General features: G+C 71.9%; 22 protein-coding genes and 1 other RNA gene. 13 read left to right on the top strand and 10 right to left on the bottom strand.

Features of this window, described 5'->3' with window-relative positions; genetic code table 11:
* The 5 genes from FK498_RS09315 to soxB form a co-directional block, all read left to right on the top strand.
* A partial coding sequence (locus FK498_RS09315) for a penicillin-binding transpeptidase domain-containing protein (RefSeq protein WP_255581481.1) occupies nucleotides 1–1,206 on the top strand: 1,206 nt, incomplete at its 5' end.
* Between the two features lie 41 nt (nucleotides 1,207–1,247).
* Nucleotides 1,248–2,379 (top strand): peptide chain release factor 2 gene (gene prfB, locus FK498_RS09320; RefSeq protein ID WP_141853852.1). Its coding sequence is split into 2 segments (ribosomal slippage): nucleotides 1,248–1,316 and nucleotides 1,318–2,379, totalling 1,131 coding nucleotides; the frame shifts between segments, so codons are not numbered across the junction.
* 278 nt (nucleotides 2,380–2,657) lie between these two features.
* Nucleotides 2,658–3,125 (top strand): thiosulfate oxidation carrier protein SoxY, encoded by a 468-nt coding sequence (gene soxY, locus FK498_RS09325; protein ID WP_237560897.1) that lies wholly within the window; start codon nucleotides 2,658–2,660, stop codon nucleotides 3,123–3,125.
* A gap of 16 nt (nucleotides 3,126–3,141) precedes the next feature.
* Nucleotides 3,142–3,474 carry a thiosulfate oxidation carrier complex protein SoxZ gene (gene soxZ / locus FK498_RS09330; RefSeq protein WP_141853854.1) on the top strand — a complete coding sequence of 111 codons (333 nt, stop codon included), beginning with the start codon at nucleotides 3,142–3,144 and terminating at the stop codon, nucleotides 3,472–3,474.
* Between the two features lie 3 nt (nucleotides 3,475–3,477).
* Nucleotides 3,478–5,154: a thiosulfohydrolase SoxB gene (gene soxB, locus FK498_RS09335; RefSeq protein ID WP_141853856.1), complete on the top strand. Its 1,677-nt coding sequence runs from the start codon at nucleotides 3,478–3,480 to the stop codon at nucleotides 5,152–5,154.
* A 9-nt stretch (nucleotides 5,155–5,163) separates the two neighbouring features.
* Here soxB and FK498_RS09340 read toward each other — a convergent pair whose 3' ends face one another.
* Nucleotides 5,164–5,520 carry a thioredoxin family protein gene (locus FK498_RS09340; protein ID WP_141853858.1) on the bottom strand — a complete coding sequence of 119 codons (357 nt, stop codon included), beginning with the start codon at nucleotides 5,518–5,520 and terminating at the stop codon, nucleotides 5,164–5,166.
* 7 nt (nucleotides 5,521–5,527) lie between these two features.
* The gene (locus FK498_RS09345; protein WP_141853860.1) at nucleotides 5,528–5,908 is read right to left on the bottom strand and encodes a cytochrome c family protein; all 381 of its coding nucleotides are present in this window, start codon (nucleotides 5,906–5,908) and stop codon (nucleotides 5,528–5,530) included.
* A gap of 173 nt (nucleotides 5,909–6,081) precedes the next feature.
* Between FK498_RS09345 and FK498_RS09350 the strand changes: the two genes are divergently transcribed.
* From FK498_RS09350 to FK498_RS09365, 4 genes are read left to right on the top strand one after another with little or no spacing between them, the layout of a single operon-like run.
* On the top strand, nucleotides 6,082–6,399 hold the full coding sequence (locus FK498_RS09350; protein WP_141853862.1) for a cytochrome C: 318 nt from the start codon (nucleotides 6,082–6,084) through the stop codon (nucleotides 6,397–6,399).
* A gap of 12 nt (nucleotides 6,400–6,411) precedes the next feature.
* Nucleotides 6,412–7,713 (top strand): NAD(P)/FAD-dependent oxidoreductase, encoded by a 1,302-nt coding sequence (locus FK498_RS09355; RefSeq protein ID WP_141853863.1) that lies wholly within the window; start codon nucleotides 6,412–6,414, stop codon nucleotides 7,711–7,713.
* 5 nt (nucleotides 7,714–7,718) lie between these two features.
* Nucleotides 7,719–8,993: a sulfite dehydrogenase gene (gene soxC / locus FK498_RS09360; RefSeq protein WP_141853865.1), complete on the top strand. Its 1,275-nt coding sequence runs from the start codon at nucleotides 7,719–7,721 to the stop codon at nucleotides 8,991–8,993.
* The gene (locus tag FK498_RS09365; RefSeq protein ID WP_202614797.1) at nucleotides 8,986–9,717 is read left to right on the top strand and encodes a c-type cytochrome; all 732 of its coding nucleotides are present in this window, start codon (nucleotides 8,986–8,988) and stop codon (nucleotides 9,715–9,717) included. Before soxC ends, FK498_RS09365 begins: the two co-directional genes overlap by 8 nt.
* 71 nt (nucleotides 9,718–9,788) lie before the next feature.
* On the opposite strand, the gene FK498_RS09370 is transcribed toward FK498_RS09365, so the two are convergent.
* From FK498_RS09370 to FK498_RS09390, 5 genes are all read right to left on the bottom strand, one after another.
* Nucleotides 9,789–11,417: an ABC transporter ATP-binding protein gene (locus FK498_RS09370; protein WP_141853867.1), complete on the bottom strand. Its 1,629-nt coding sequence runs from the start codon at nucleotides 11,415–11,417 to the stop codon at nucleotides 9,789–9,791.
* Nucleotides 11,418–11,419: 2 nt separating this feature from the next.
* The gene (locus FK498_RS09375) at nucleotides 11,420–12,484 is read right to left on the bottom strand and encodes an ABC transporter permease (protein WP_141853869.1); all 1,065 of its coding nucleotides are present in this window, start codon (nucleotides 12,482–12,484) and stop codon (nucleotides 11,420–11,422) included.
* 160 nt (nucleotides 12,485–12,644) lie between these two features.
* Entirely contained in the window at nucleotides 12,645–13,754 is a 1,110-nt protein-coding gene (locus FK498_RS09380) for a microcin C ABC transporter permease YejB (RefSeq protein WP_141853871.1), read from the bottom strand.
* 13 nt (nucleotides 13,755–13,767) lie between these two features.
* A complete protein-coding gene (locus tag FK498_RS09385; RefSeq protein WP_141853873.1) occupies nucleotides 13,768–15,606 on the bottom strand; it encodes an extracellular solute-binding protein in 1,839 nt (612 codons plus the stop codon).
* Nucleotides 15,607–15,677: 71 nt separating this feature from the next.
* A complete protein-coding gene (locus FK498_RS09390; protein ID WP_141853875.1) occupies nucleotides 15,678–16,475 on the bottom strand; it encodes an inositol monophosphatase family protein in 798 nt (265 codons plus the stop codon).
* 96 nt (nucleotides 16,476–16,571) lie between these two features.
* On the opposite strand from FK498_RS09390, the gene FK498_RS09395 reads away from it, so the two are divergent.
* Both FK498_RS09395 and FK498_RS09400 read left to right on the top strand, forming a co-directional pair.
* Nucleotides 16,572–17,312: a 3-deoxy-manno-octulosonate cytidylyltransferase gene (locus FK498_RS09395; RefSeq protein ID WP_141853877.1), complete on the top strand. Its 741-nt coding sequence runs from the start codon at nucleotides 16,572–16,574 to the stop codon at nucleotides 17,310–17,312.
* The gene (locus FK498_RS09400) at nucleotides 17,309–18,160 is read left to right on the top strand and encodes a prephenate dehydratase (RefSeq protein WP_141853879.1); all 852 of its coding nucleotides are present in this window, start codon (nucleotides 17,309–17,311) and stop codon (nucleotides 18,158–18,160) included. Before FK498_RS09395 ends, FK498_RS09400 begins: the two co-directional genes overlap by 4 nt.
* Before the next feature lie 52 nt (nucleotides 18,161–18,212).
* Here the strand turns inward: FK498_RS09400 and FK498_RS09405 are convergent, their stop codons facing one another.
* The 3 genes from FK498_RS09405 to nudC all read right to left on the bottom strand — a co-directional run bounded on the left by FK498_RS09405 (nucleotide 18,213) and on the right by nudC (nucleotide 20,672).
* Nucleotides 18,213–18,938, bottom strand: coding sequence for a response regulator transcription factor (locus FK498_RS09405; protein WP_141853881.1), 726 nt, complete (start codon nucleotides 18,936–18,938; stop codon nucleotides 18,213–18,215).
* A gap of 421 nt (nucleotides 18,939–19,359) precedes the next feature.
* Nucleotides 19,360–19,737, bottom strand: coding sequence for a hypothetical protein (locus FK498_RS09410; RefSeq protein ID WP_141853883.1), 378 nt, complete (start codon nucleotides 19,735–19,737; stop codon nucleotides 19,360–19,362).
* Nucleotides 19,734–20,672, bottom strand: a complete 939-nt coding sequence (gene nudC, locus FK498_RS09415) for an NAD(+) diphosphatase (RefSeq protein WP_141853885.1) — start codon at nucleotides 20,670–20,672, stop codon at nucleotides 19,734–19,736. Before nudC ends, FK498_RS09410 begins: the two co-directional genes overlap by 4 nt.
* 95 nt (nucleotides 20,673–20,767) lie before the next feature.
* Between nudC and ffs the strand changes: the two genes are divergently transcribed.
* Both ffs and FK498_RS09425 read left to right on the top strand, forming a co-directional pair.
* Nucleotides 20,768–20,865, top strand: an RNA gene (gene ffs, locus FK498_RS09420) — signal recognition particle sRNA small type.
* Between the two features lie 46 nt (nucleotides 20,866–20,911).
* The coding region (locus tag FK498_RS09425) for a DNA polymerase III subunit gamma/tau (protein ID WP_370510887.1) at nucleotides 20,912–22,251 on the top strand (1,340 nt) is incomplete at its 3' end.

Consider the following 22,251-nt stretch of genomic DNA (forward strand, 5'->3'; position numbering starts at 1 on the left):
GCGGTGGCGGCCGCGCGCGGCCGGCCCGCGCGTCCCGCCCTGCCCGAGCGCGCCGCGCTGCGCCAGATCCCCGAAGTCGAGGGGGCGCTGGTCGCGCTCGACCCCTCGACCGGCCGCGTGCTGGCGCTCACCGGCGGCTGGTCCTTCGACCGCTCCTGGTTCAACCGCGCCACGCAGGCGCAGCGCCAGCCCGGCTCGTCCTTCAAGCCCTTCGTCTATCTCGCGGCGCTCGAGAAGGGGTTCTCGCCGGTACAGAAGGTGCTGGACGCGCCCTTCGTGGTCGATCTCGGCCCCGGCCAGGGGCGCTGGCGGCCGACCAACTACACGGAGACCGAGTTCGGCGGGCCGACGCCGATGCGCGTCGGGCTCGAGAAGTCGAAGAACCTGATGACCATCAGGCTGGCCGAGCACGTCGGGCTCGACGCGGTCGCCGATGTCGCCCGCCGCTTCGGCGTGATCGACGCCATGGAGCGCAACTACGCCATGGCGCTCGGCGCCGGCGAGACGACCGTGATCCGCATGGCCGCCGCCTATGCCGCCTTCGTCAACGGTGGCAGGCGGGTGACGCCGACGGTGATCGACTCCGTGCAGGATCGCCAGGGCCGCGTGATCTTCCGCGCCGACCAGCGTCCCTGCGAGCGCTGCGGCGAGCCGGCACCGGGCGAGGAGCCGCCCGATCCGCCCGACATCCGCGAGCGCGCGACCGATCCGGCCTCCGCCTACCAGATGGTGTCGATGCTGCAGGGCGTGATCCAGCGCGGCACCGGGGGGCGGGCGAATATCGGCCGCCCGGCCGCCGGCAAGACCGGCACCACCAATGACTGGCTGGATGCATGGTTCGTCGGCTTCACGCCCGAACTGGTCGTCGCGGTGTGGATCGGCTTCGACGAGCCGCGTCCGCTCGGGCTTGCGCGCGACAACGAGACCGGCGGGCGGGTCGCGGCGCCGATCTTCGCGCAGTTCATGCGCGAGGCCCTGGAGGGGCGGCCGGCGCTGCCGTTCCGCGTGCCGGGCGGCGTGCGCATGGTGTGGGTGAACCCGCAGACGGGCGAACTCGCCCAGCCCGGGGCGCCGGGGGCGATCCTCGAGGCGTTCAAGCCCGGCAGCGAGCCCGGCGCGGCCGGGGCGACGGGCGTGATCGGCGGCGAGGGCGGCGGGCGGCCGGCGGCGGCGGCGCTGGACGCCGGGCTCGGCGGGCTGTACTGACGCGCCCCCTGCCCTTGTCTCTAGATGGGAGTGTGCGGCCGATGAAGGCCGAGATCGTCGCGCTGAAAGAGCGGATCGCCGAAGCGGCGGGTCTGCTGAGGAGGCATCTTTGACTGGGATGCCGCGGTCCGCCGTCTCGAGGAGCTGAACGCGCGCGCCGAGGATCCGGCGCTCTGGTCGGACCAGGAGGCGGCGCAGAAGCTGATGCGCGAGCGCAACCGTCTCGCCGCCGGGATCGAGACGGTCAGGCGGCTCGAGCGCGAGGCCGAGGATGCCTACGGGCTGGCCGAACTCGCCGAGGCGGAGGGCGATGCCGAGACGCTCGCCGCCGCCGAGGCCGATCTCAGGCGCCTGGTCGCCGAGGCCGAGAAGCGCGAGCTCGAGAGCCTGCTCTCGGGCGAGGCGGATGCGAACGATGCGATCGTCGAGATCAATGCCGGCGCCGGCGGGGTCGACGCCCAGGACTGGGCGGAGATGCTCCTGCGCATGTACACGCGCTGGGCCGAGGCGCACGGCTACAAGGTCGAACTGATCGACCGCAGCGACGGCGAGCAGGCCGGGATCAAGAGCGCGACGATCAAGGTGGTCGGTCCGAACGCCTATGGCTGGCTGAAGACCGAGAGCGGCGTGCACCGTCTGGTGCGGATCAGCCCGTTCGATGCCAATGCGCGCCGGCAGACCAGCTTCGCCTCGGTGGGCGTGTCGCCGGTGGTGGACGACTCGATCGAGATCGAGATCAACCCGGCGGACCTGAAGGTGGACACCTTCCGCGCCTCGGGCGCCGGTGGGCAGCACGTGAACAAGACCGAGTCGGGCGTGCGTTTCACCCACATCCCGACCGGGATCGTCGTGGCGAGCACACAGGACCGCAGCCAGCACCGCAACCGCGCGATCGCGATGGAGATGCTGAAGGCGCGGCTCTATGAACGGGAACTGCAGAAGCGCGAGGAGGCGGCGGCCGCGGCGGCGGCCGAGAAGACCGAGATCGGCTGGGGACACCAGATCCGGTCCTATGTGCTGCAGCCCTACCAGATGGTGAAGGACCTGCGCACGGGGGTGGAGAAGGGGAATCCGCAGGCGGTGCTGGACGGGGATCTCGACGACTTCATGGCGGCGTCGCTGGCGCAGCGCGTGAAGGCCGTGCGGTCCGAGGCGAGCGCCCAGGCGCGGTAGGATGGACGCCGAGGCGTCACCCCCGGCGGCGCGGCTGAGGAACGGCTTCCGCTGCCTGCGGCAGGGAGGGGACGCCGCGCCCTGTGGCCGGTGCAGATGACCGGCGGCTCGATGTCGCCTCGCGACGATGTGTGAGGGGTGCTCCTGGCGCAGGCCGTGAACCCTTGCGGCGCATCGCCATTTATGTTCCTGTCTTTGAAGATAGAAGTCCCTGGCGCGTTGATCAGGACACCGCCCTGCCCAGATGCAGGGTGGACGAAGAGGCGGAGGAGACGGGCATGGCAGGATCCGGCGGTGGCGGTTCGGGACGGCGCGAGATGATCGCGCTCACCGCAGCGACGGCGATGCTGAGCGTGCTGCCGGCACGTGCCGAGGAGGCGCTGCGGCCACGCACGCGCGCGGCCGTGCAGGGGATCGTCGGCGACCGGACTGTGCGGGAAGGCGGCATCACGCTGCGCCTGCCCGCGATCGCCGAGAACGGCAACAGCGTGCCGCTGGCGATCAGCGTGGACAGTCCCATGACCGAGTCCGACCACGTGACAGCCGTCCACGTGCTGGCCGACGCCAACCCGCTCGCCGAGGTCGCCACCTTCCGCTTCACTCCCGCCTGCGGCCGGGCCGAGGCCTCGACGCGGATCCGTCTCGGCGAGACGCAGGACCTGGTGGCGATCGCCGAACTGTCCGACGGATCGGTCCGCCTCGCCCGCCAGGAGGTGAAGGTGACGATCGGCGGTTGCGGCGGCTGAAGAAGGGAGAAGGGACATGCCGGCACCGATGGGCACGCCACGCGCGCGCATCCCGACAGGCGTCAAGGCGGGGGACGTGATCGAGATCCGCACCCTGATCACGCATCCCATGGAGACCGGCCAGCGGCGCGACGCGGCTGGGGCCGTGATCCCGCGCGACATCATCCGCTCCTTCGCCGCCCGGTTCGACGGCGAGGAGGTGTTCCGGATGGAGTTGCACGCGGCCGTGTCGGCCAACCCCTTCATCGCCTTCCCCTTCCGCGCCGACCGATCGGGCCGTTTCGAGTTCGTCTGGACCAACGACGCGGGCGAGAGCGCGCGCCTGGCCGCGGATCTCCGGGTCGGCTGACGGGTGCCGTCGCGCCGCGACCTGCTCGCCGGCGCGGCTGCGCTCGCGGCCTCCGGCGCGCTGCGGGCGGCAAGCCAGGAGCGGTTGAGCGAGGCCGAACTGCTGCGCTTCGCACCGCTCGGCCAGGTGACGCTCCTGCACCTGAGCGACCTGCACGGACAGCTCGCGCCGATGCATCTGCGCGAGGCGGCGGTGAATCGCGGCGTGGGGCCGGCAGGCGCACAGCCGCCCTTCCTCGCCGGCGAATCGTTCCGCGCGTGGTTCGGCATCCCGGCGGAGACGCCGTTCGCGCATGCCGTCAGCGCCGAGGACTTCGACCGCCTGGCACGCCGCTACGGGCGCATGGGCGGGCTCGATCGGATCGCCACGCTGGTGGCGGCGATCCGCGCCGAACGCCACGGCCGGACGCTGCTGCTCGACGGCGGCGACACCTGGCAGGGCGGCTGGCTGGCGCTGGCGAGCGGCGGCGAGGCGATCCTCGCCGCCATGGCGCTGATCGCCCCCGACGCCATGACCGGACACTGGGAGTTCACCTACGGCGCCGACCGGATGCGTGCTCTGGTCGCCGAGGCCGAGAGGCGGGGCACGCGGTTCCTCGCCGGCAACGTGCAGGAGCGGGAGTGGAACGACGATGTCTTCCCCGCCCTGCACCTGTTCGAACGCGGCGGCGTGGGCGTGGCGGTGATCGGGCAGGCCTATCCCTACACGCCGATCGCCAACCCGGCACGGCTGATCCCGGATTGGACGATGGGGGTGCAGGCGGACCGTCTCGCGGCGCGCGTGGCCGCCGCGCGTGCCGCCGGGGCCGAGGCGGTCGTGCTGCTGAGCCACAACGGGGTGGCGCTCGACCGCGCTCTGGCGGAACGCGTGGACGGGATCGACGTGATCCTGTCGGGCCACACGCATGACTGCACGCCGGCGCCGCTGCGCGTCGGTCGCACGCTGATCGCCGCCTCGGGCGCGCACGGCAAGTTCCTGACCCGCATCGACCTGGCGGTCGCCGGCGGCCGGGTGGTCGAGCACCGGCACGCCCTCATCCCGGTCTTCGCCGAGGCGATCCGGCCGGACCCGGTCGTGGCCGCGGCCGTGGCGGCGGCGCGCGCGCCGCATGCCGCGCTGCTCGATACCGTTGTCGCCGTCACCGAGTCGACCCTGTGGCGCCGGGGCACGCTGAACGGCACCTGGGACGACCTCATCTGCGCCGCGCTGATGGCCGAGACGGGGGCGGAGATCGCCTTCTCGCCGGGGTTCCGCTGGGGCACCGCGCTGCCCGCCGGCAGCCCGGTCACCATGGAGGCCGTGTTCGAGCAGACGGCGATCACCTATCCGAATGTCTGGCGCCGGGCCATGACCGGTGCCGCCATCAAGGAGATGCTGGAGGATGTCGCGGACAACCTGTTCCATGCCGATCCGTTCTACCAGCAGGGCGGCGACATGGTGCGGGCGGGCGGGCTCGGCTTCCTGCTCGATCCAGAGGCGCCACGGGGGCGGCGCATCGACGGCCTGACACTGCTCGCCTCCGGCGCGCCGCTCGAGGCTGGGCGCGGCTATGCCGTCGCCGGCTGGGCCTCGGTCGGCGAGGCGGCCGCCGGTCCGCCGGCGTGGGAGCCCCTCGCGGCGCATCTGCGCCGCCTGGGCACGGTGCGGATCGCCGCCAACACGGCGATCCGCCTGAGGTGACGCCCGACCTCAGGGCGCCTCCGCGAGCCGCGCGAACAGCGCCTCCGCCTGCTGCCAGAACAGCGTCTCGCCCTGATAGCCGACGATCCGTCCGACCTCGCGCCCGTCCGCGAGCAGCACGAAGGTCGGCGTGGCGTGCACCGCGGCGATCCCGCCCGGCAGGGGATCGGCGCCGAGCTCGATGCGCCTGAGCGGGGCGCGCCGGCCGAGATCGCTCCTCGGCCAGATCGGCCCGATCGTCCGATGCCATGCTCGGCAGAACGCGCAGGCCGGGTGCTCGACCATGACGAGGACGAGTTCGGCCCCCCGCGCCGATCGCAGCGGCAGGACGACGGTCAGGCCCGCGAGCACCGCCCGCCGCCGCATCGCGCCCTCAGTTCTGCCGCAGGAAGGCGATCAGATCCTCGAGCTGGCGGTCGTTGCGGATGCCCGCGAAGGCCATCGAGCCGCCAGGGACGAGGTCGCGCGGATTGCGCAGATAGAGGCGCAGATTGTCCTCCGTCCAGCGCAGCCCCTGTTCGGCGCGCGTGCGCATCGCCGGCGAATAGCGGAAGCCTTCGCGCGCGCCGGCGGCGGCGTCAACGATCCCATGCAGGTTGGGACCGACCCCATGACGGCCGCCCTCGTCCACCGTGTGGCATGCCCGGCACTGGTTGAAGACGCGCTGGCCGGCCGCCGGATCGCCGGCGGCGCGGGCCGGCTCGGCGGCGGCGAGGCCGATCAGGGCGGCGAGAGCCAGACTGGGCAACGGCATGGTGCAGGTTCCTCCCGGTCAGGACCACGGCCGGGCGCGTTTCCCGGCACCCGGACAAAACATTCGAATATGCGAATTCAATGTTGACGATGAAGGGCGACGGAATCAAGATCATGGGCGCTTTGAGGCCAGGACGTGCCAAGAAGCCAGAACGAATCGGCAGGGAGGGTGGGGTGTCTGGTCAGCGGTTCATGTTCGGCGCAGCCGTGCTGGTCGCCATGCTGGGGACGGCGCCGCTCGCGGCGGCCGATCCGGTGCGGATCGCGCTGGTGACGGGCGGGTGCACGGGCTGCCACGGCAATGCCGGCGAGGGTGGTCACGGCGTGCCGGCGATCGCCGGGACGAAGTCGCAGGCGGAGTTCGTCGCCACGATGCAGGCCTTCCGCGAAGGCCAGTGGACGGCGCCGCCGACGGTGATGGATCGCATCGCCCGCGGCTACAGCGACGAGGATTTCGTGCTGATGGCGACCCGTTTCGCCCGGCCGAACTGAAGGAGGCGCCAGATGCTTCGTCGCACCCTCACCCGCCGCGCGGCCCTGATCGGCACGGCCGCGCTTGCCCTCGCCAGCCCGCACCTGCGCGCTCAGACCGCCTCCGGCCGGCTCGTCATCGTTGGCGGCGGCTTCGGCGGCGCCTCGGCGGCGCGTTTCGCGCGCGATGCCTTCCCAGACCTCGAGGTGACGCTGATCGAACGGTCGCGCAGCTTCACCACCTGCCCCTACGGCAATCTCGTGCTCGGCGGCACGCGGCGGATCGAGCAGATCACCTTCACCTATGACGGCCTCGCCCGCCGCGGCGTGCGGGTGGTGCACGACGAGGCGGTCGCGGTCGATCCGCAGGCGCGGTCGGTGCGCCTCGCGGGCGGCGCGACGGTGCCGTATGACCGGCTGATCATGAGTCCGGGCATCGATCTGCGCTGGGGCGCGATCGAGGGCTACACGGAGGCGGCTGCCGAGCGGATGCCGCACGGCTGGATCCCGTCGCTGCAGCCGATCACGCTGCTGGAACGCCAGCTGCGCGCCATGCCGGATGGTGGCACCTTCGTGATCGCGATCCCCGACAATCCGTTCCGCTGCCCGCCCGGTCCCTACGAGCGGATCAGCATGGTCGCGCAGTACTTCAAGCAGGCCAAGCCGCGCTCGAAGATCCTGGCGCTCGACGCGAAGGGCGGGTTCTCGAAGCAGCCGCTCTTCATGGAGGCCTGGGCCGAGCTCTATCCCGGCATGATCGAATGGGTCGGTGCCTCGAACGACGGCAAGGTGATGAAGGTCGATCCCGCCGAGCTCACGCTCACCACCGAGTTCGGCCAGACCCATCGCGCCGCCGTGGCGAACGTGATTCCGCCGCAGATGGCGGCCCGCATCGCCCGCGAGGCCGGGCTCGCCAACGCCTCCGGCTGGTGCCCCGTGCACGCGCGCAGCTTCGAGAGCACGCAGATCCCCGGCATCCACGTGATCGGCGACGCCTCGATCGCGGCGCCGATGCCGAAATCCGGCTACGCCGCCTCGACCCACGCGCGCCAGGCGGTGGCGGCCGCGGTGGCGTCGCTGCGCGGCCAGGACCCGCCCGATCCCGTCTACTTCAACACCTGCTACAGCCATGTCGGGCCCGAGTATGGGATCTCGATCGTCGGCATCTACCGGGCCGACGGCGACCGGTTCGTCGAGGTGCCGAACTCCGGCGGCATCAGCCCGCGCAACGCCGCGATGAGCCCGGAACGGCGCGCTGAACAGCGTCGGCTGGAGGCGCTCTACGCCGACGGCTGGTACGAGAGCCTGACGCGGCAGATGTTCGGGCTGAGCTGACTGCGATGCGCGGACGCCTCCTTCCGTCGCGCCGGGGTGTGCTCGGCGGTCTCGGCGCGGGCTTCGCCGCGGCGGGGCTTCCGTTGGGCGCGGCGGCGACCCGCAACCCCGAGAACCTGCCCCCGCATCTGCCGGAGTGGAGCCGCAGCCTCGGCCCCGGCGTGATCGAGGAGCCCTACGGCTCGCCCTCGCGGCACGAGGCCCATGTCGTGCGCCGCTACGTGCCCTGGCTGACCGCCGATCGGCACGGCTCGGTCTCCTTCACGCCACTGGCCGATCTGCACGGCATCATCACCCCGAACGGGCTCTGCTTCGAGCGCCACCACAGCGGCTATCCGGACGTCGATCCGGAAGATTGGCGGCTGATGGTGCATGGGCTGGTCGACCGGCCGATGGTCTTCACGCTGCAGGACCTGATGCGCATGCCCTCCGAGAGCCGCATCCTGTTCCTGGAATGCCCGGCGAACGGCGGCATGGAGTGGCGCGGGGCGCAGATGTCGGGCGTGCAGTACACGCACGGCATGATCCACTGCTGCGAGTGGACCGGGGTTTCCCTGCGCACCCTGTTCGCCGAGACCGGGCTCCGGCCGAACGCCTCCTGGATCCTGGCCGAGGGCGGCGATGCGGCGCACCTCTCGCGCAGCCTGCCGATCGCGAAATGCCTGGAAGACTGCATGCTCGCCTGGGGGCAGAACGGCGAGATGCTGCGCCCGCAGCAGGGCTATCCGGTGCGGCTCGTCGTGCCCGGCTGGGAGGGCAATGTCTGGATCAAGTGGATCCGGCGCATCGAGGTCGGCGACCGGCCCTGGTACCATCGCCAGGAGACGCGCAACTACACCGACCTGTTGCCCTCTGGGAAGGCGCGCCAGTTCACCTTCGTCAACGAGGTGAGCTCGGTGATCACCTTTCCCTGTCCGGAGAAGCCGCTCATCGGCGCCTCCGGCTTCGTCGAGATCAGGGGCCTCGCTTGGTCGGGGCTGGGTCGGATCGCGCGGGTCGACGTGTCGGTGGACGGCGGCGACACCTGGCGCACGGCCCGGCTGCAGGAACCGGTGCTGCCTAAGGCGCTCACCCGTTTCCGCATCCCCTGGGAGTGGCGGCCGGGCACCGGGCCGTTCTACCTGGAGAGCCGGGCGATCGACGAGACCGGCCGGGTGCAGCCGACGATCGGGCAGCTCCGTGCGGCGCGCGGCACCGAGAGCATCTACCACAACAACGCCATCCAGACCTGGCTCGTCGAGCCGGACGGCACCACCGTCAACGTGCAGACCGATGCGTAGGCGTCTCGTTCCGGGCCTCCTCGCCGTCATCCTCGGCGCCGCCGCGGCCGCGCAGACGGTGGATGCGTACCGGCCTTTCGTCGTCCCGCTCGAGGGCAACACCTGGGAGGTCCCCTGGCCGCCTCCGCCCGGCCTGCCGCCGCTGCCGCCGCGCCTCGGCTTCGGCACGCTGGCCGCGCCGGAACAGCTCCGCGGCTGGGACATCGCGATCCGCGCCGACGGCTCCAACCTGCCGCCCGGGCGCGGCAGCGTGGCCGAGGGCGAGCCGCTCTACGTGACCCACTGCGCCGCCTGCCACGGCGACTTCGGCGAGGGCGTGGACCGGTGGCCGGCGCTGATCGGCGGCCGCGGCTCGCTCGCCACCGAGACGCCCCAGCGCACTGTCGGCAGCTACTGGCCCTCGGCGCCGATCGTGTTCGACTACATCCGCCGGGCCATGCCCTATGCCGCGCCGCAGAGCCTGACGGACGACGAGTACTACGCCATCGTCGCCTATGTGCTGCACCTGAACGAACTGCTGCCAGCGGAGGCGACGCTGGATGCCGAGGGACTGCGCGCGATCCGGATGCCGAACCGCGACGGGTTCATCCTGGAGGAGCGGCCTGACACGCCGAACGAGGCGTGCATGGAGGGATGCCGGCGCGGCCGGCCGGTGCGGGTGCTGATGGACAGCCGCCAGTTCGTCGCCCCCGGCACCGCAAGCGGCACGGCCGAGCCGCAGTAGCGCGCCGGTGCGGCGACCCTGCCGGGTCGAAGGGCGGGCGCTGCTGCGCCGAAACGCCATGATACGATGGCCTATCGCCGGACGACGCCGCTCTCGTCCGCCTTCAGCTCGAACGCCGCCGCCATCAGCGCGCGCGTGTACGGCTCCTTCGGCGCATCCATCACCGCCTCGGCCGGCCCCTGCTCCACCACCCGCCCGTCCTTCAGCACCACCACGTGATGCGCCAGGGCCCGCACCACCTTCAGGTCGTGGCTGATGAACAGATAGGCCAGCCGGTGCCGCGCCTGCAGCTCGCGCAGGAGCTCGACGATCTGCGCCTGCACGCTCATGTCGAGCGCGCTCGTCGGCTCGTCGAGCACGACGAAGCGCGGCTTCAGCACCAGCGCGCGCGCGATCGCGATGCGCTGGCGCTGCCCGCCCGAGAACTCGTGCGGATAGCGATCGATCCAGCGGGGATCGAGCCCCACCTCCTCGAGCGCCTGCGCCACCATCGCCAGCCGCTCCTCGCGCGCCAGCGCCGGCGCGTGCACCGCGAGGCCCTCGCCGACGATCTCGCCCAGGCTCATGCGCGGGGAGAGACTGCCGAACGGGTCCTGGAACACGATCTGCATCCGCCGGCGCAGCGGCCTGAGCCCGCGCCGGTCCAGCCCGGCGATGTCGTTGCCCTCGAACCGCACCGGGCCGCGCGCCTCCGGCACGAGCCGCAGCAGCGCCAGCCCCATCGTCGACTTGCCCGAGCCCGACTCGCCGACCAGCCCCACCGTCTCGCCCTCGCGCACGCGCACGCTGACGCCGTCGCAGGCCCTGATCCAGCCCACCGTGCGCCGCAGGAAGCCGCGGCGGATCGGGAAATGCACCTTCACGTCCTCGCCCGCCATCACCTCGGGCGCGTCCGGCGCCACCGGCGCCGGCGCCCCGCGCGGCTGCGCCGCGAGCAGCATCCGCGTGTAGTCGTGCTGCGGGTCCTCGAAGACCTGCCGGACGGGCCCCTGCTCGACGATGCGGCCGCGATTCATCACGCAGACCCGGTCGGCATAGCGGCGCACGATCGCGAGGTCGTGGCTGATCAGCAGCATCGCCATGCCGAGCCGCTGCTTCAGCTCGGCGAGCAGCTTCAGGATCTGGGCCTGGATCGTCACGTCGAGCGCGGTGGTCGGCTCGTCGGCGATCAGGAGTGCGGGATCGTTGGCGAGCGCCATCGCGATCATCACGCGCTGGCGCTGCCCGCCCGAGAGCTGGTGCGGATAGGCCGAGAGCCGCGCCTCGGCATCGGCGAAGCCCGCCATGGCGAGACACGCGATCACGCGCGCGCGCACCTCCGCCGGCGTCAGCCTCCGATGCAGCAGCACCGCCTCGCCGATCTGCTTCTCGATCGTGTGCAGCGGATTGAGGCTGGTCATCGGCTCCTGGAAGATCATTCCGGCGATGCCGCCGCGCGCCCGGCGCAGGGTCTCGGCGTCGGCGCCGATCATCTCGCGCCCGTCGAGCACGACCGAGCTGCCCGGCAGATGGCGCGCGGCCGGGTAGGGCAGGAGCTGCAGCACCGAGAGCGCGGTGACCGACTTGCCCGAGCCGGACTCGCCCACGAGCGCGAGCGTCTCGCCGCGATCGAGCGAGAAGGTCACCTCTTCCGCCGCGACCACCTGGCGCGCGCCCGCGCCGAAGGCGACGCCGAGATTGCGGACCTCGAGCAGCGCCATGCTCACCGCCCCCCGCCGGGAAGCTTCCTCGGGTCGAAGGCGTCACGCACCGCCTCGCCGACGAAGATCAGGAGCGTCAGGATGGTCGCCAGCACCACGAAGGCGGTGATGCCGAGCCAGGGCGCCTGCAGGTTGTTCTTGCCCTGCTGGACGAGCTCGCCGAGCGAGGGCGAGCCGGGCGGCAGGCCGAAGCCGAGGAAGTCGAGGCTCGCCAGGATCGTGACGGAGCCGGAGAGGATGAAGGGCATGAAGGTCAGCGTCGCGACCATCGCGTTGGGCAGGATGTGGCGGAACATCACCCGCACGTCCGAGACGCCGAGCGCGCGCGCCGCCCGCACGTAGTCGAAGTTGCGTCCGCGCAGGAACTCGGCGCGCACCACCCCGACGAGGCTCATCCACGAGAACAGCAGCAGGAAGACCAGCAGGATCCAGAAGGTCGGCTCGATCACGCTGGCGAGGATGATCAGCATGTAGAGCTGCGGCATGCCCGACCAGATCTCGATGAAGCGCTGGAACAGCAGGTCGATCCAGCCGCCGTAGTAGCCCTGCACCGCGCCGGCGGCCACGCCGATGATCGAGGAGACGATCGTCAGGGTGAAGCCGAACAGCACCGACAGGCGGAAGCCGTAGATCACGCGCGCGGCGACGTCGCGCGCCTGGTCGTCGGTGCCGAGGAGGTTGTAGGGCGCATCGGGCGCGATCGCCTCGGCCGGCAGCAGCCAGGTCGGCGGTGAGGGTGCGGGCGCGGGCAGATTCCGCACGACGCTGCGATAGGAGTAGGGAATCGGCGGCCAGATCGCCCAGCCCTTGCTCGCGATCTGCTCCTTCAGGAACGGGTCGTGGTAGTCGGCGGCGGTGGGGAAGACCCCGTCGAAGTCGGTCTCGGCGTAGTCGACCAGCACGGGGAAGAACCACCTGCCGTCGTAGCGCACGACCAGGGGCCGGTCGTTGGCGATGAACTCGGCGAACAGCGCGACCGCGAACAGGATGGCGAAGATCCAGAGCGACCACCAGCCGCGCCGGTTGGCGCGGAAGTTCGCGAGCCTGCGCCGGGTGAGCGGCGTCATGGGGTGGGTCCGGGAGGGGTGCGGGCGCCCAACGCGCGTGCGCGGCGGGCGCCCGTCTGCCCCTGGCTGCGCGCGCAGCCGCCACACCCGTCCTGCGCGCCACGGGGTCGGCGCGACGCGCCGACCCTGTCAGGCCTCTCGGGGCATTTTTCTTCGGCCCTCACCGCCGCGCCTCGAAGTCGATGCGCGGATCGACCACGGTGTACATCAGGTCGCCGACGATCTGCATGATGAGGCCGAGCAGGGTGAAGAGGTAGAGCGTGCCGAACATCACCGGATAGTCGCGCCGGATCGCCGCCTCGAAGCCCAGCAGGCCGAGGCCGTCGAGCGAGAAGATGATCTCCACCAGCAGCGCGCCGGTGAACAGGATGCCGATGAAGGCCGAGGGGAAGCCGGCGATGATCAGCAGCATCGCGTTGCGGAACACGTGGCCGTAGAGGACGCGGTTCTCGCTCGCCCCCTTGGCGCGCGCGGTGATCACGTACTGCTTGTTGATCTCGTCGAGGAAGCTGTTCTTGGTCAGCATCGTCAGCCCGGCGAAGCCGCCGATCACCAGCGCCGTGATCGGCAGGCAGAGATGCCAGAAGTAGTCGGCGATCTTGGCCCCGAGCGAGAGCTGGTCCCAGCCGGGGCTGGTGAGCCCGCGCAGCGGGAAGATCTGCAGGAACGAGCCGCCCGCGAACAGCACCACGAGCAGGATCGCGAACAGGAAGCCCGGGATCGCGTAGCCCACCAGCACCACCGCCGAGGTCCAGAGGTCGAAGCGGCTGCCGTCGCGCACCGCCTTGCGGATGCCCAAGGGGATCGAGATGAGGTAGACGAGCAGGGTGGTCCAGAGCCCGAGGCTGATCGAGACCGGCATCTTGTCGAGCAGGAGCCCGATCACGGTGCGGTTCTGGAAGAAGCTCTCGCCGAAGTCGAAGGTCAGGTAGCTCACCATCATCCTGGCGAAGCGCTCGTGCGGCGGCCGGTCGAAGCCGAACATGCGCTCGATCTCGGCGATGATCTCGGGATCGAGGCCGCGCGCGCCGCGGTAGCGGCTCTCGCCGGAATCGGCGGCGGCGACGGTGGGGGCGGGCGCCGCCGTCTCCTGGCCGGAGCCGGTGACGCGCTCGAGCGGCGCGCCGGGGCCGCGCTGGCCGCGGATCTCGGCGATCATCTGTTCGACCGGACCGCCGGGCGCGAACTGCACCACCACGAAGTTGATCACCATGATCCCGAACAGGGTGGGGATCACGAGCAGCAGGCGGCGGAGGATGTAGGCGGCCACGGTTGGCGGCGTCTCAGCGGCGCCCGCGCTCGGCGTCGATGCGCGCGGCCTTCGCCGGATCGACCCACCAGGCGGTGAAGCCGAGCCCGTAGCGCGGCGTGCGCGCAGGGCGTGCGAACTTGTCCCAGTAGGCGACCCGGAAGACGCGACTGTGCCAGTGCGGTACCACGTAGTGGCCCCAGAGCAGCACCCGGTCGAGCGCGCGGCAGCGCTGGATCAGGCTCGCGCGATCGGGGGCGTTGATCACCAGCTCGACCAGCTCGTCGACCACCGGGTCGCAGAGGCCGATCGAGTTGCGGCTGCCCGGCTCCTTCGCCTTCGCGCAGCTCCAGTAGTCGCGCTGCTCGTTGCCGGGCGAGAGCGACTGGCCGAACACGTCGACGATCATGTCGTAGTCGAAGCTGTCGGTGCGCGCCTGGTACTGCGCGGTATCGACCGTGCGCACGCGCATCTCGATGCCGAGCCGCTGCAGCCATTGCGCATAGGGCAGGGCGACCCGCTCGAAGCTGGGCGAGGAGAGCAGCAGCTCGAAGCTGAAGGGCTGTCCCTGCGCGTTCACCATGCGCTGGTTGGCGACGCGCCAGCCGGCCGCGCGCAGCAGTTCGAGCGCACGGCGGAGCTGCTCGCGGTTGTTGCCGGAGCCGTCGGTGACGGGCAGGGTGAACTCGCGGGTGAACACCTCCTCGGGGATGCGGCCGCGATAGCGCTCGAGCAGCGCGCGCTCCTCGCCCTGCGGCAGGCCTGAGGAGGCGAGCTCGGAGTTCGAGAAGTAGGACCTCGTGCGGGCATAGGCGCCGTAGAACAGGTTGGCGTTCGCCCACTCGAAGTCGAAGGCGAGCATCAGCGCCTCGCGCACGCGCCGGTCCTGGAACAGCGGGCGGCGCAGGTTGAAGACGAAGGCCTGCATGCCGGTCGGCAGCTCGTGCGGGATCTCCTCGAGCTTCACCAGGCCGCGCCGGCGTGCGGGGAAGTCGTAGGCGGTGGCCCAGTCGCGCGCGACGTTCTCCTGGCGGAAGTCGAGCTGCCCCGCCTTGAAGGCCTCGAGCGCCACGGTGGCGTCGCGGAAGTACTCGAAGCGCCAGAGATCGATGTTGTTGAGCCCGCGCTGCGTCGGCAGGCGTTCGCCCCACCAGCCGGCGACGCGCCGGTAGCTGACGCTGCGTCCGGCCTCGAAGCCGTCGAGCCGGTAGGCGCCGCAGCCGAGCGGCGGCTCCAGGATCGGGCGGGTGAAGTCGCGGCCCTCCCACCAGTGCCGCGGCAGCACGAGGATCTGGCCGAGGATCAGCGGCAGCTCGCGGTTCGCGCCGTCGCGGAAGCGGAACACCACCCGGCGCGGGCCCTCGGTCAGCACCTGCACCACATCGCCCCAGTAGGCGCGGTAGAACGGCCGGCCGTGCTCGCGCAGCGTCGCGAAGGTCCAGGCCACGTCCTCGGCGGTGACCGGCCGGCCGTCGTGCCAGGCGGCTTCGCCCCTCAGCTCGAAGGCGACCCAGGTGCGGTCGGGCGCGACCTCCACCCACTCGGCGAGGTCGCAGTACTCGGTCGAGGCCTCGTCCTGGCTGGAGGCCATCAGCGGCATCCAGATGAGCCCGATCCCCGCCGCCGGAACCCCGCGCACGATGAAGGGGTTGAAGCTGTCGTAGCTGCCGATCGCGTGCTGGACCACCGTCCCGCCCTTGGGCGCGTCGGGGTTGACGTAGGGGAAATGCGTGAAGTCGGCGGGCAGCGCGGGCTCGCCGAGCAGGCTGAGCGCGTGGCTGCGCCCGGTGGCGACGGCGCGGGCGGACGGCAGACCAGCGGCCAGCCCGAGGGCAGCGGCCCCGGTGCCGGCGAGAACCGTGCGACGGCGCATGCGAAGCACTCCCTCCATCTGCGGCCGCAGTAGATCACGCGAGGGGCGGCGTGCCGCAAGGGATTGCGCGGTCACTGCTCGTTCAGGATCGCGCGTGCCGCCGCATGCAGCGCGGGATCGCCGGCGGCGAGCACCGAGCCGTCCGCGCCCGGGCGCAGCGCCCGGCCGGACCAGTCGGTGATCACGCCGCCCGCGCCCTCGATGATCGGCACGAGCGCGGCCCAGTCCCAGATCCGGTAGGTCGTTTCGGCTACGAGATCGATCAGGCCGAGCGCGAGCAGGCCGTGCGCATAGCAGTCGCCGCCCCAGGTGACCTGTGCCGCGCGCGCGGCCAGCCGCTCCCAGCGCGGGCGCGTGTCGGGGGTGAAGAGATCGAGCGTGGTCACCGAGAGCTGCGCCTCGGCGAGGGCGGTGCAGGGGCGGCAGCGCGCCACCGCCGGCCCGCCGAGCGGCGAGAAGAACAGGGTCGGCCGGCCGCGCAGGCCGATCCAGCGCTCGCCGATCGAGGGCTGGCTCATCACGCCGAGCACAGGCGTGCCCTCCTCCAGCAGCGCGATCAGGCTGCCATAGGTCGGCCTTCCGGTGACGAAGCTCTTCGTGCCGTCGATCGGATCGAGCACCCATTGCAGAGGCGCTTCGGGCCGGTCATGGCCGAACTCCTCGCCGAGGATGCCGTGATCGGGAAAGGCGGCCGCCAGCACCGCGCGCATCGCCTGTTCAGCGGCGCGGTCGGCGGCGGTGACGGGGCTCGCGTCGTCCTTGCGCTCGATCGCGAGGCGCGCGCGGAACCAGGGGCGGATCGCCGCCGCGGCGGCATCGGCGGCCGCCTCGGCGGCGGCGAGCGCCGCGTCGAGATCGAGTGCGGACATCAGTGGCAGGCGTCCTCCGCAGGGGGCCGGGCTTGACCCCGGCGCGCCCGGGCAGCATGAGGCGGGCGGTCCTGCCGCTCAACCCCGCGTCGCGACGTGAACCCGATCGTCCTGATCCCCGCCCGCATGGCCTCCTCGCGCCTGCCCGGCAAGCCGCTCGCGCCGATCGCGGGGCTGCCGATGGTGGTGCACGTGCTGCGCCGGGCCGAGGAGGCGGGGGTGGGCCCGGTCGCGGTCGCCTGCGCCGAGGCCGAGATCGCGGAGGCGGTGCGCGCGGCCGGGGGCAGGGCGGTGCTGACCGACCCGGACCTCCCTTCGGGCAGCGACCGCTGCTTCGCCGCGCTCGCGACACTCGATCCGGAGGGACGGCACGACGTGGTGGTGAACCTGCAGGGGGATCTGCCGACGCTCGACCCGGCGGCGGTGCGCGCGGTGCTCGCGCCGCTCGCCGATCCCGCCTGCGACATCGCGACCCTGGTGACGCCGATCCGCGACGCCGGCGAGGCGCATGCGCCGAACTTCGTCAAGGCGGCGGTGCAGTTCGCGGACGGGCAGCGGATCGCGCCCGCGCCCTACTTCTCGCGCCTGCCGGTGCCCTCGGGTCCGGGGCCGCTCTGGCACCATATCGGCATCTATGCCTGGCGGCGCGCGGCGCTGGCGCGCTTCGTCGCGCTCGCGCCCTCGCCGCTCGAGCTGCGCGAGCGGCTCGAGCAGCTGCGCGCGATCGAGGCAGGGATGCGCATCTTCTGCGCGCGCATCGATTCCGCACCGTTCGGCGTCGATACGCCCGAGGACCTCGCCCGCGCGCGCACCATCCTGGACCCCCGAGTCGCATGACCGACCTGATCGCCTTCCAGGGCGTCCCCGGCGCCTACTCCGACCTCGCCTGCCGCTGCGCCTATCCGGGGATGACCACGCTGCCCTGCGCGACCTTCGAGGATGCGATCGCGGCGGTGCGCGAGGGACGCGCGCGCATGGCGATGCTGCCCTGCGAGAACAGCCTTGCCGGCCGGGTGCCGGACATCCACCGGCTCCTGCCGGACAGCGGGCTGCACGTGGTCGCCGAGCATTTCCAGCGCGTCGAGCACTGCCTGCTCGCGCCGAAGGGGGCGAGTCTCGCCACCGTCAGGCGCGCGCATTCCCATGCGGTGGCGCTCGGCCAGGTGCGGCAGGTGCTGAAGGAGCTGAAGCTGACGCCGGTGGTTCAGGCGGACACGGCCGGCTCGGCGGAACTGGTGGCACGTCTGAACAACCCGGAGGACGCGGCGATCGCCTCGGAGCTCGCGGCCGAGATCTACGGGCTCGAGATCCTGCGCCGCAACGTCGAGGATGCGGCGCACAACACCACGCGGTTCTACGTGATGGCGCGCGAGGGGCGCGTCCCGCCGCCCGACACCCCGGCGGTGATGACGACCTTCGTGTTCCGAGTCCGGAACGTGCCAGCCGCGCTCTACAAGGCGCTCGGCGGCTTCGCGACCAACGGCGTCAACATGACCAAGCTCGAGAGCTACATGGTGGGCGGCGCGTTCACCGCCACGCAGTTCCTGTGCGACGTCGAGGGCCATCCGGAGCAGGGGCCGCTCAGGCGCGCGCTCGAGGAGCTGCAGTTCTTCTCGCGCGAGACCAGGGTGCTCGGCGTCTATCCCGCCCATCCCTACCGGTTGCAGGTCGCCGCGGGGGACTGAAATGCGCATGCGCGCCTGACGGCGCGCATGGTCGGCGCGGCGGCGAGGCGCTTCAGGCCGGCAGGGCGGCGGCCGGCGCGGCGGCCGCGCGAGGGGGCGTTTGGGCCGCACTTTCGCGCAGCACGTAGCCGCGGCCCCAGACCGTGCCGATCAGCTGCTCGCCTGCGGCCTCGGCCAGCTTCTTGCGCAGCTTGCAGACGAACACGTCGATGATCTTGATCTCGGGCTCGTCCATGCCGCCGTAGAGGTGGTTCAGGAACGCCTCCTTGCTCAGCACCATGCCGCGGCGGAGCACGAGGAGTTCGAGGATCGAGAACTCCTTGCCGGTGAGATGGACGGGCTTGCCGTTGACGGTGACCTCACGCGCGCCGAGACGGAGCTCGATCGGGCCGACGCGCAGCGTGGGCTCGGCGAAGCCCTTGGCCCGGCGCACGATGGCGCGCAGCCGCGCGAGCAGCTCCTCGCGGTCGAACGGCTTGACGAGATAGTCGTCGGCGCCGGTCTCGAAGGAGCGGACCTTGGTCTGCTGGTCGCTCAGGCCGGAAAGCACGAGGACCGGCGTGGCGTTCTTCATCCGCCGCATCTCGCGGATCACATCCGCGCCCTTCATGTCGGGCAGCAGGAAGTCGAGGATGACGATGTCGTACTCGTAGGTGCGCAGGAGTTCGATCGCTTCCTCGCCGGTGCCGGCGTGGTCGGCGACGATCTGCGCCGACTTCAGCATGAGCCCGATCGTCCGTGCTGCGAGCGGATCGTCTTCAACCAGAAGTACGCGCATGGCCCCGTCCTTCCCTTAACGATGACCCGATCCTACTACCTACAGTGGTAGACCGCAAGAGGAGAAACGTCCCGGGCGCGCATCAAAAACGAGACGATCGCGCTCGCGGCGGGGCCGGCGCGACCGATCACGTCTTGTTCGCCGAGGAGACGATCGTATTCGAGATGTGGTCTCTTGCGACTTTGCGACGCGTCGCCGGGTGACTCATGTCGCAAGATAGAGACACGCGCCTGCGTGCCATCATCGCGCCAAAGATATGGCAACCCCGTCGTCATTACTCCATCAAGGGGCACAGAACCAGAAGGATCCGTTAACGCAGCATTCCCGACCGTCGGATCCCGAGTCATTTCTGCCGCAGCGTTGCAGATCTGCACCAAGCGACCCGCACACGCCTGCCGACCGCGGTCCCGGCCGTCGGCCGTCAGTATCCGGTCGGCGCGGGCGGCGCGAGCGGCACCCGCCCGGCATCCGGCAGCGCCGGTGGCGCCCCCGGGCTCCACCAGCGCGACAGCGGCGGCTGCACGGCCTCCACACCGCCCACGCGGGCGAACCCCGCGCGCTGCAGGCAGGCGTGATAGGCGGTGACCACCGCACGCTCGATCTCGCGGCGCGTGCGCTGTTCGGCATCGATCCCCGGAGCAGCCCGGCGCGCGATCTCCCGCCGTTCCGGCGTGGCCTCGGCCTCCGCACGGCAGGCGGCCACCCGCGGATCGTCGGCGGCCACCCCTTCCGGCGGAGCGAGATCCACGGTCGCGCCGCAGGCCGCGGCGGCAAGCGCCAGCAGCACCGCCCGTCTCACGGCGCGGCCTCCAGCCAGTCCTCGATCAGCCGTCGGGCGATGCTGTCCACCCGCGGCAGCCGCAGGCCGAGCGCCTCGAAGTTGCGCATCTCCTCGCGCGTGAACCACCGCGCGTCCTTCAGCTCCTCCGGATCCGGGTTCAGCGTCGGATCGTCCGTCTCGGCGTAGAAGCCCAGCATGATCGAGGACGGGAACGGCCAGGGCTGCGAGGAATGGTAGCGCACGTCGCGCACCCGCACGCCCACCTCCTCGTGGACCTCGCGCGCCACCGCCTGCTCCAGGCTCTCGCCCGGCTCCACGAAGCCCGCGAGCGTCGAGTACATCTTGACCAGCGGGAAGCGGTGCGAATGCGCGAGCAGGCCCCGCTCGACGCCGCCCGCCCGGCAGGTCACCAGCATGATCACCGCCGGGTCGGTGCGCGGGAAGTGCTGCGTGCCGCAGCCGGTGCAGACCATCACGTTGCCCGCACTCCGCGGCGCGCATTCCGCACCGCAGACGCCGCAGAAGCGCTGCCGCGCGCGCCAGTACATCAGCCCGCGCGCGTGTGCCAGCACCGAGGCCTCCGCTGGCGGCAGCAGGCCCGCCACCTGGCGCAGATCCGTGAAGCTCACGTCGCCGAAGCCGGCGAGCGCCGGCAGCGGATCGGCCTCCGCCGAGAGGTCGAGCGCGAACACGGCCCGCTCGCCCCAGAGGCCGAGCAGCGCGTGCGGCCGGCGCTCCACCCCGAGCGCGACCGCAGTCTCGACGGTGAGCAGCACCGCCTCGGGTCGGCCGGCCTCGACCCCGCGCAGCAGGCTCTTCGACTGCCATACCGGCACCAGAAGGCTCGCCGGGTCGGCGAGCCGCGCGGCGACGAAGGCCGCGTCGTCGCGCCGGCTGGAGACGCGGTCGAGCGGGCTGCCGGTATAGGCGTTGGGCGTGCGGGGCAGGATCATGGAACGCGGCGCGACCGTGCCATGCGCGCCCTGCCGCGTCCACCGGGGCCGGCGGGGTTGGCGTCGGGCCCCGGCGGCATGATATGGAAGGTCCGGGAGGCTGGCGGCGGACGGGCTCCTCGCCAACCCGGCCAGGTCCGGAAGGAAGCAGCCGTAACGGGTTCTTGCCCGGGTCGCCTCGCCAGTCTCCCACCGTTCCGTCAGGCCCTGGGGTTCGCGAAGGGGGTGCGGCAGGCGCGATGTCCGACCTGTTCGGTGGTCCTGCCGAGGCGACGCCCGGCGCCATGTCCGACCCCAAGGCCGAGCCGCCGCTGCCCGATCCCCCGCCGCCCGAGGGTCCCGGCCTGTTCGGCCAAGCCGCCCCCGCCGCGCCGCCGCGCCAGGGTCCCGCGCCCTACCGCGTGCTCGCGCGCAAGTACCGCCCGCAGGGCTTCGCGGCGCTGATCGGCCAGGAGGCGATGGTGCGCACCCTCACCAACGCCTTCGCCACCGGGCGGATCGCCCACGCCTTCATGCTCACCGGCGTGCGCGGGGTGGGCAAGACGACCACCGCGCGCATCATCGCCCGCGCGCTCAACTGCACCGGGCCCGACGGTTCGGTCACGGCACCCACCATCACCCCCTGCGGCCTGTGCGATTCCTGCCGCGCGATCGCCGAGGACCGCCATCCCGACGTGATGGAGATCGACGCCGCCTCCAACACCGGCGTCGCGAACGTGCGCGACGTGGTGATCGAGGGCGCACGCTATGCGCCGATCAGCGCGCGCCACAAGGTCTACATCGTCGACGAGGTGCACATGCTCTCGACGGCGGCGTTCAACGCCCTGCTCAAGACCCTCGAGGAGCCGCCGCCGCACGTGAAGTTCGTCTTCGCCACCACCGAGATCCGCAAGGTGCCGGTCACCGTGCTGTCGCGCTGCCAGCGCTTCGACCTCCGGCGCATCCCGGCGGATCGGCTGGCGCAGCACTTCGCCGAGGTCGCGGCCAAGGAGGGGGTCGCGGTCGAGGAGGAGGCGCTGCGCCTGATCGCGCGCGCCGCCGACGGCTCGGTGCGCGACGGGCTCAGCCTGCTCGACCAGGCGATCGCGCTCGCCGGCGAGGGCGCGGTCACCGCCGAGGCGGTGCGCGGCATGCTCGGGCTCGCCGATCGCGGCCAGGTCTGGGACCTGTTCGAGGCGCTGATGGCGGGCCGCATCGCCGAGGCGCTCGCGCTGCTCGGCACCGCGCACGCGGCCGGCGCCGACCCGGCGGTGGTGGTGCAGGACCTGCTCGGCGTCGCCCATGCCGTGACGCGCGCGAAGCTCGTCCCTCGCGGCGAGGACGGGCTCGCGCTCGCCGAGCTCGAGCGGCTGCGCGCGCCCGAGCTCGGCCGGCGTCTCTCCGTGCCGCAGCTCGGCCGCGCCTGGCAGATGCTGCTCAAGGGCCTCGCCGAGGTGAACGAGGCCTCCGACCGGCTCGCCGCCGCCGAGATGGTGCTGATCCGGCTCGCCCATGTGGCCGACCTGCCGACGCCGGGGGAGCTCGTGCGCCGCCTCGCGCGCGGCGAGGAGGCGCCTGCCGGCGGCGCGCTGCCCGCGGG

The sequence above is a fragment of the Elioraea sp. Yellowstone genome, from assembly GCF_006704265.1.
GTDB lineage: Bacteria > Pseudomonadota > Alphaproteobacteria > Acetobacterales > Acetobacteraceae > Elioraea.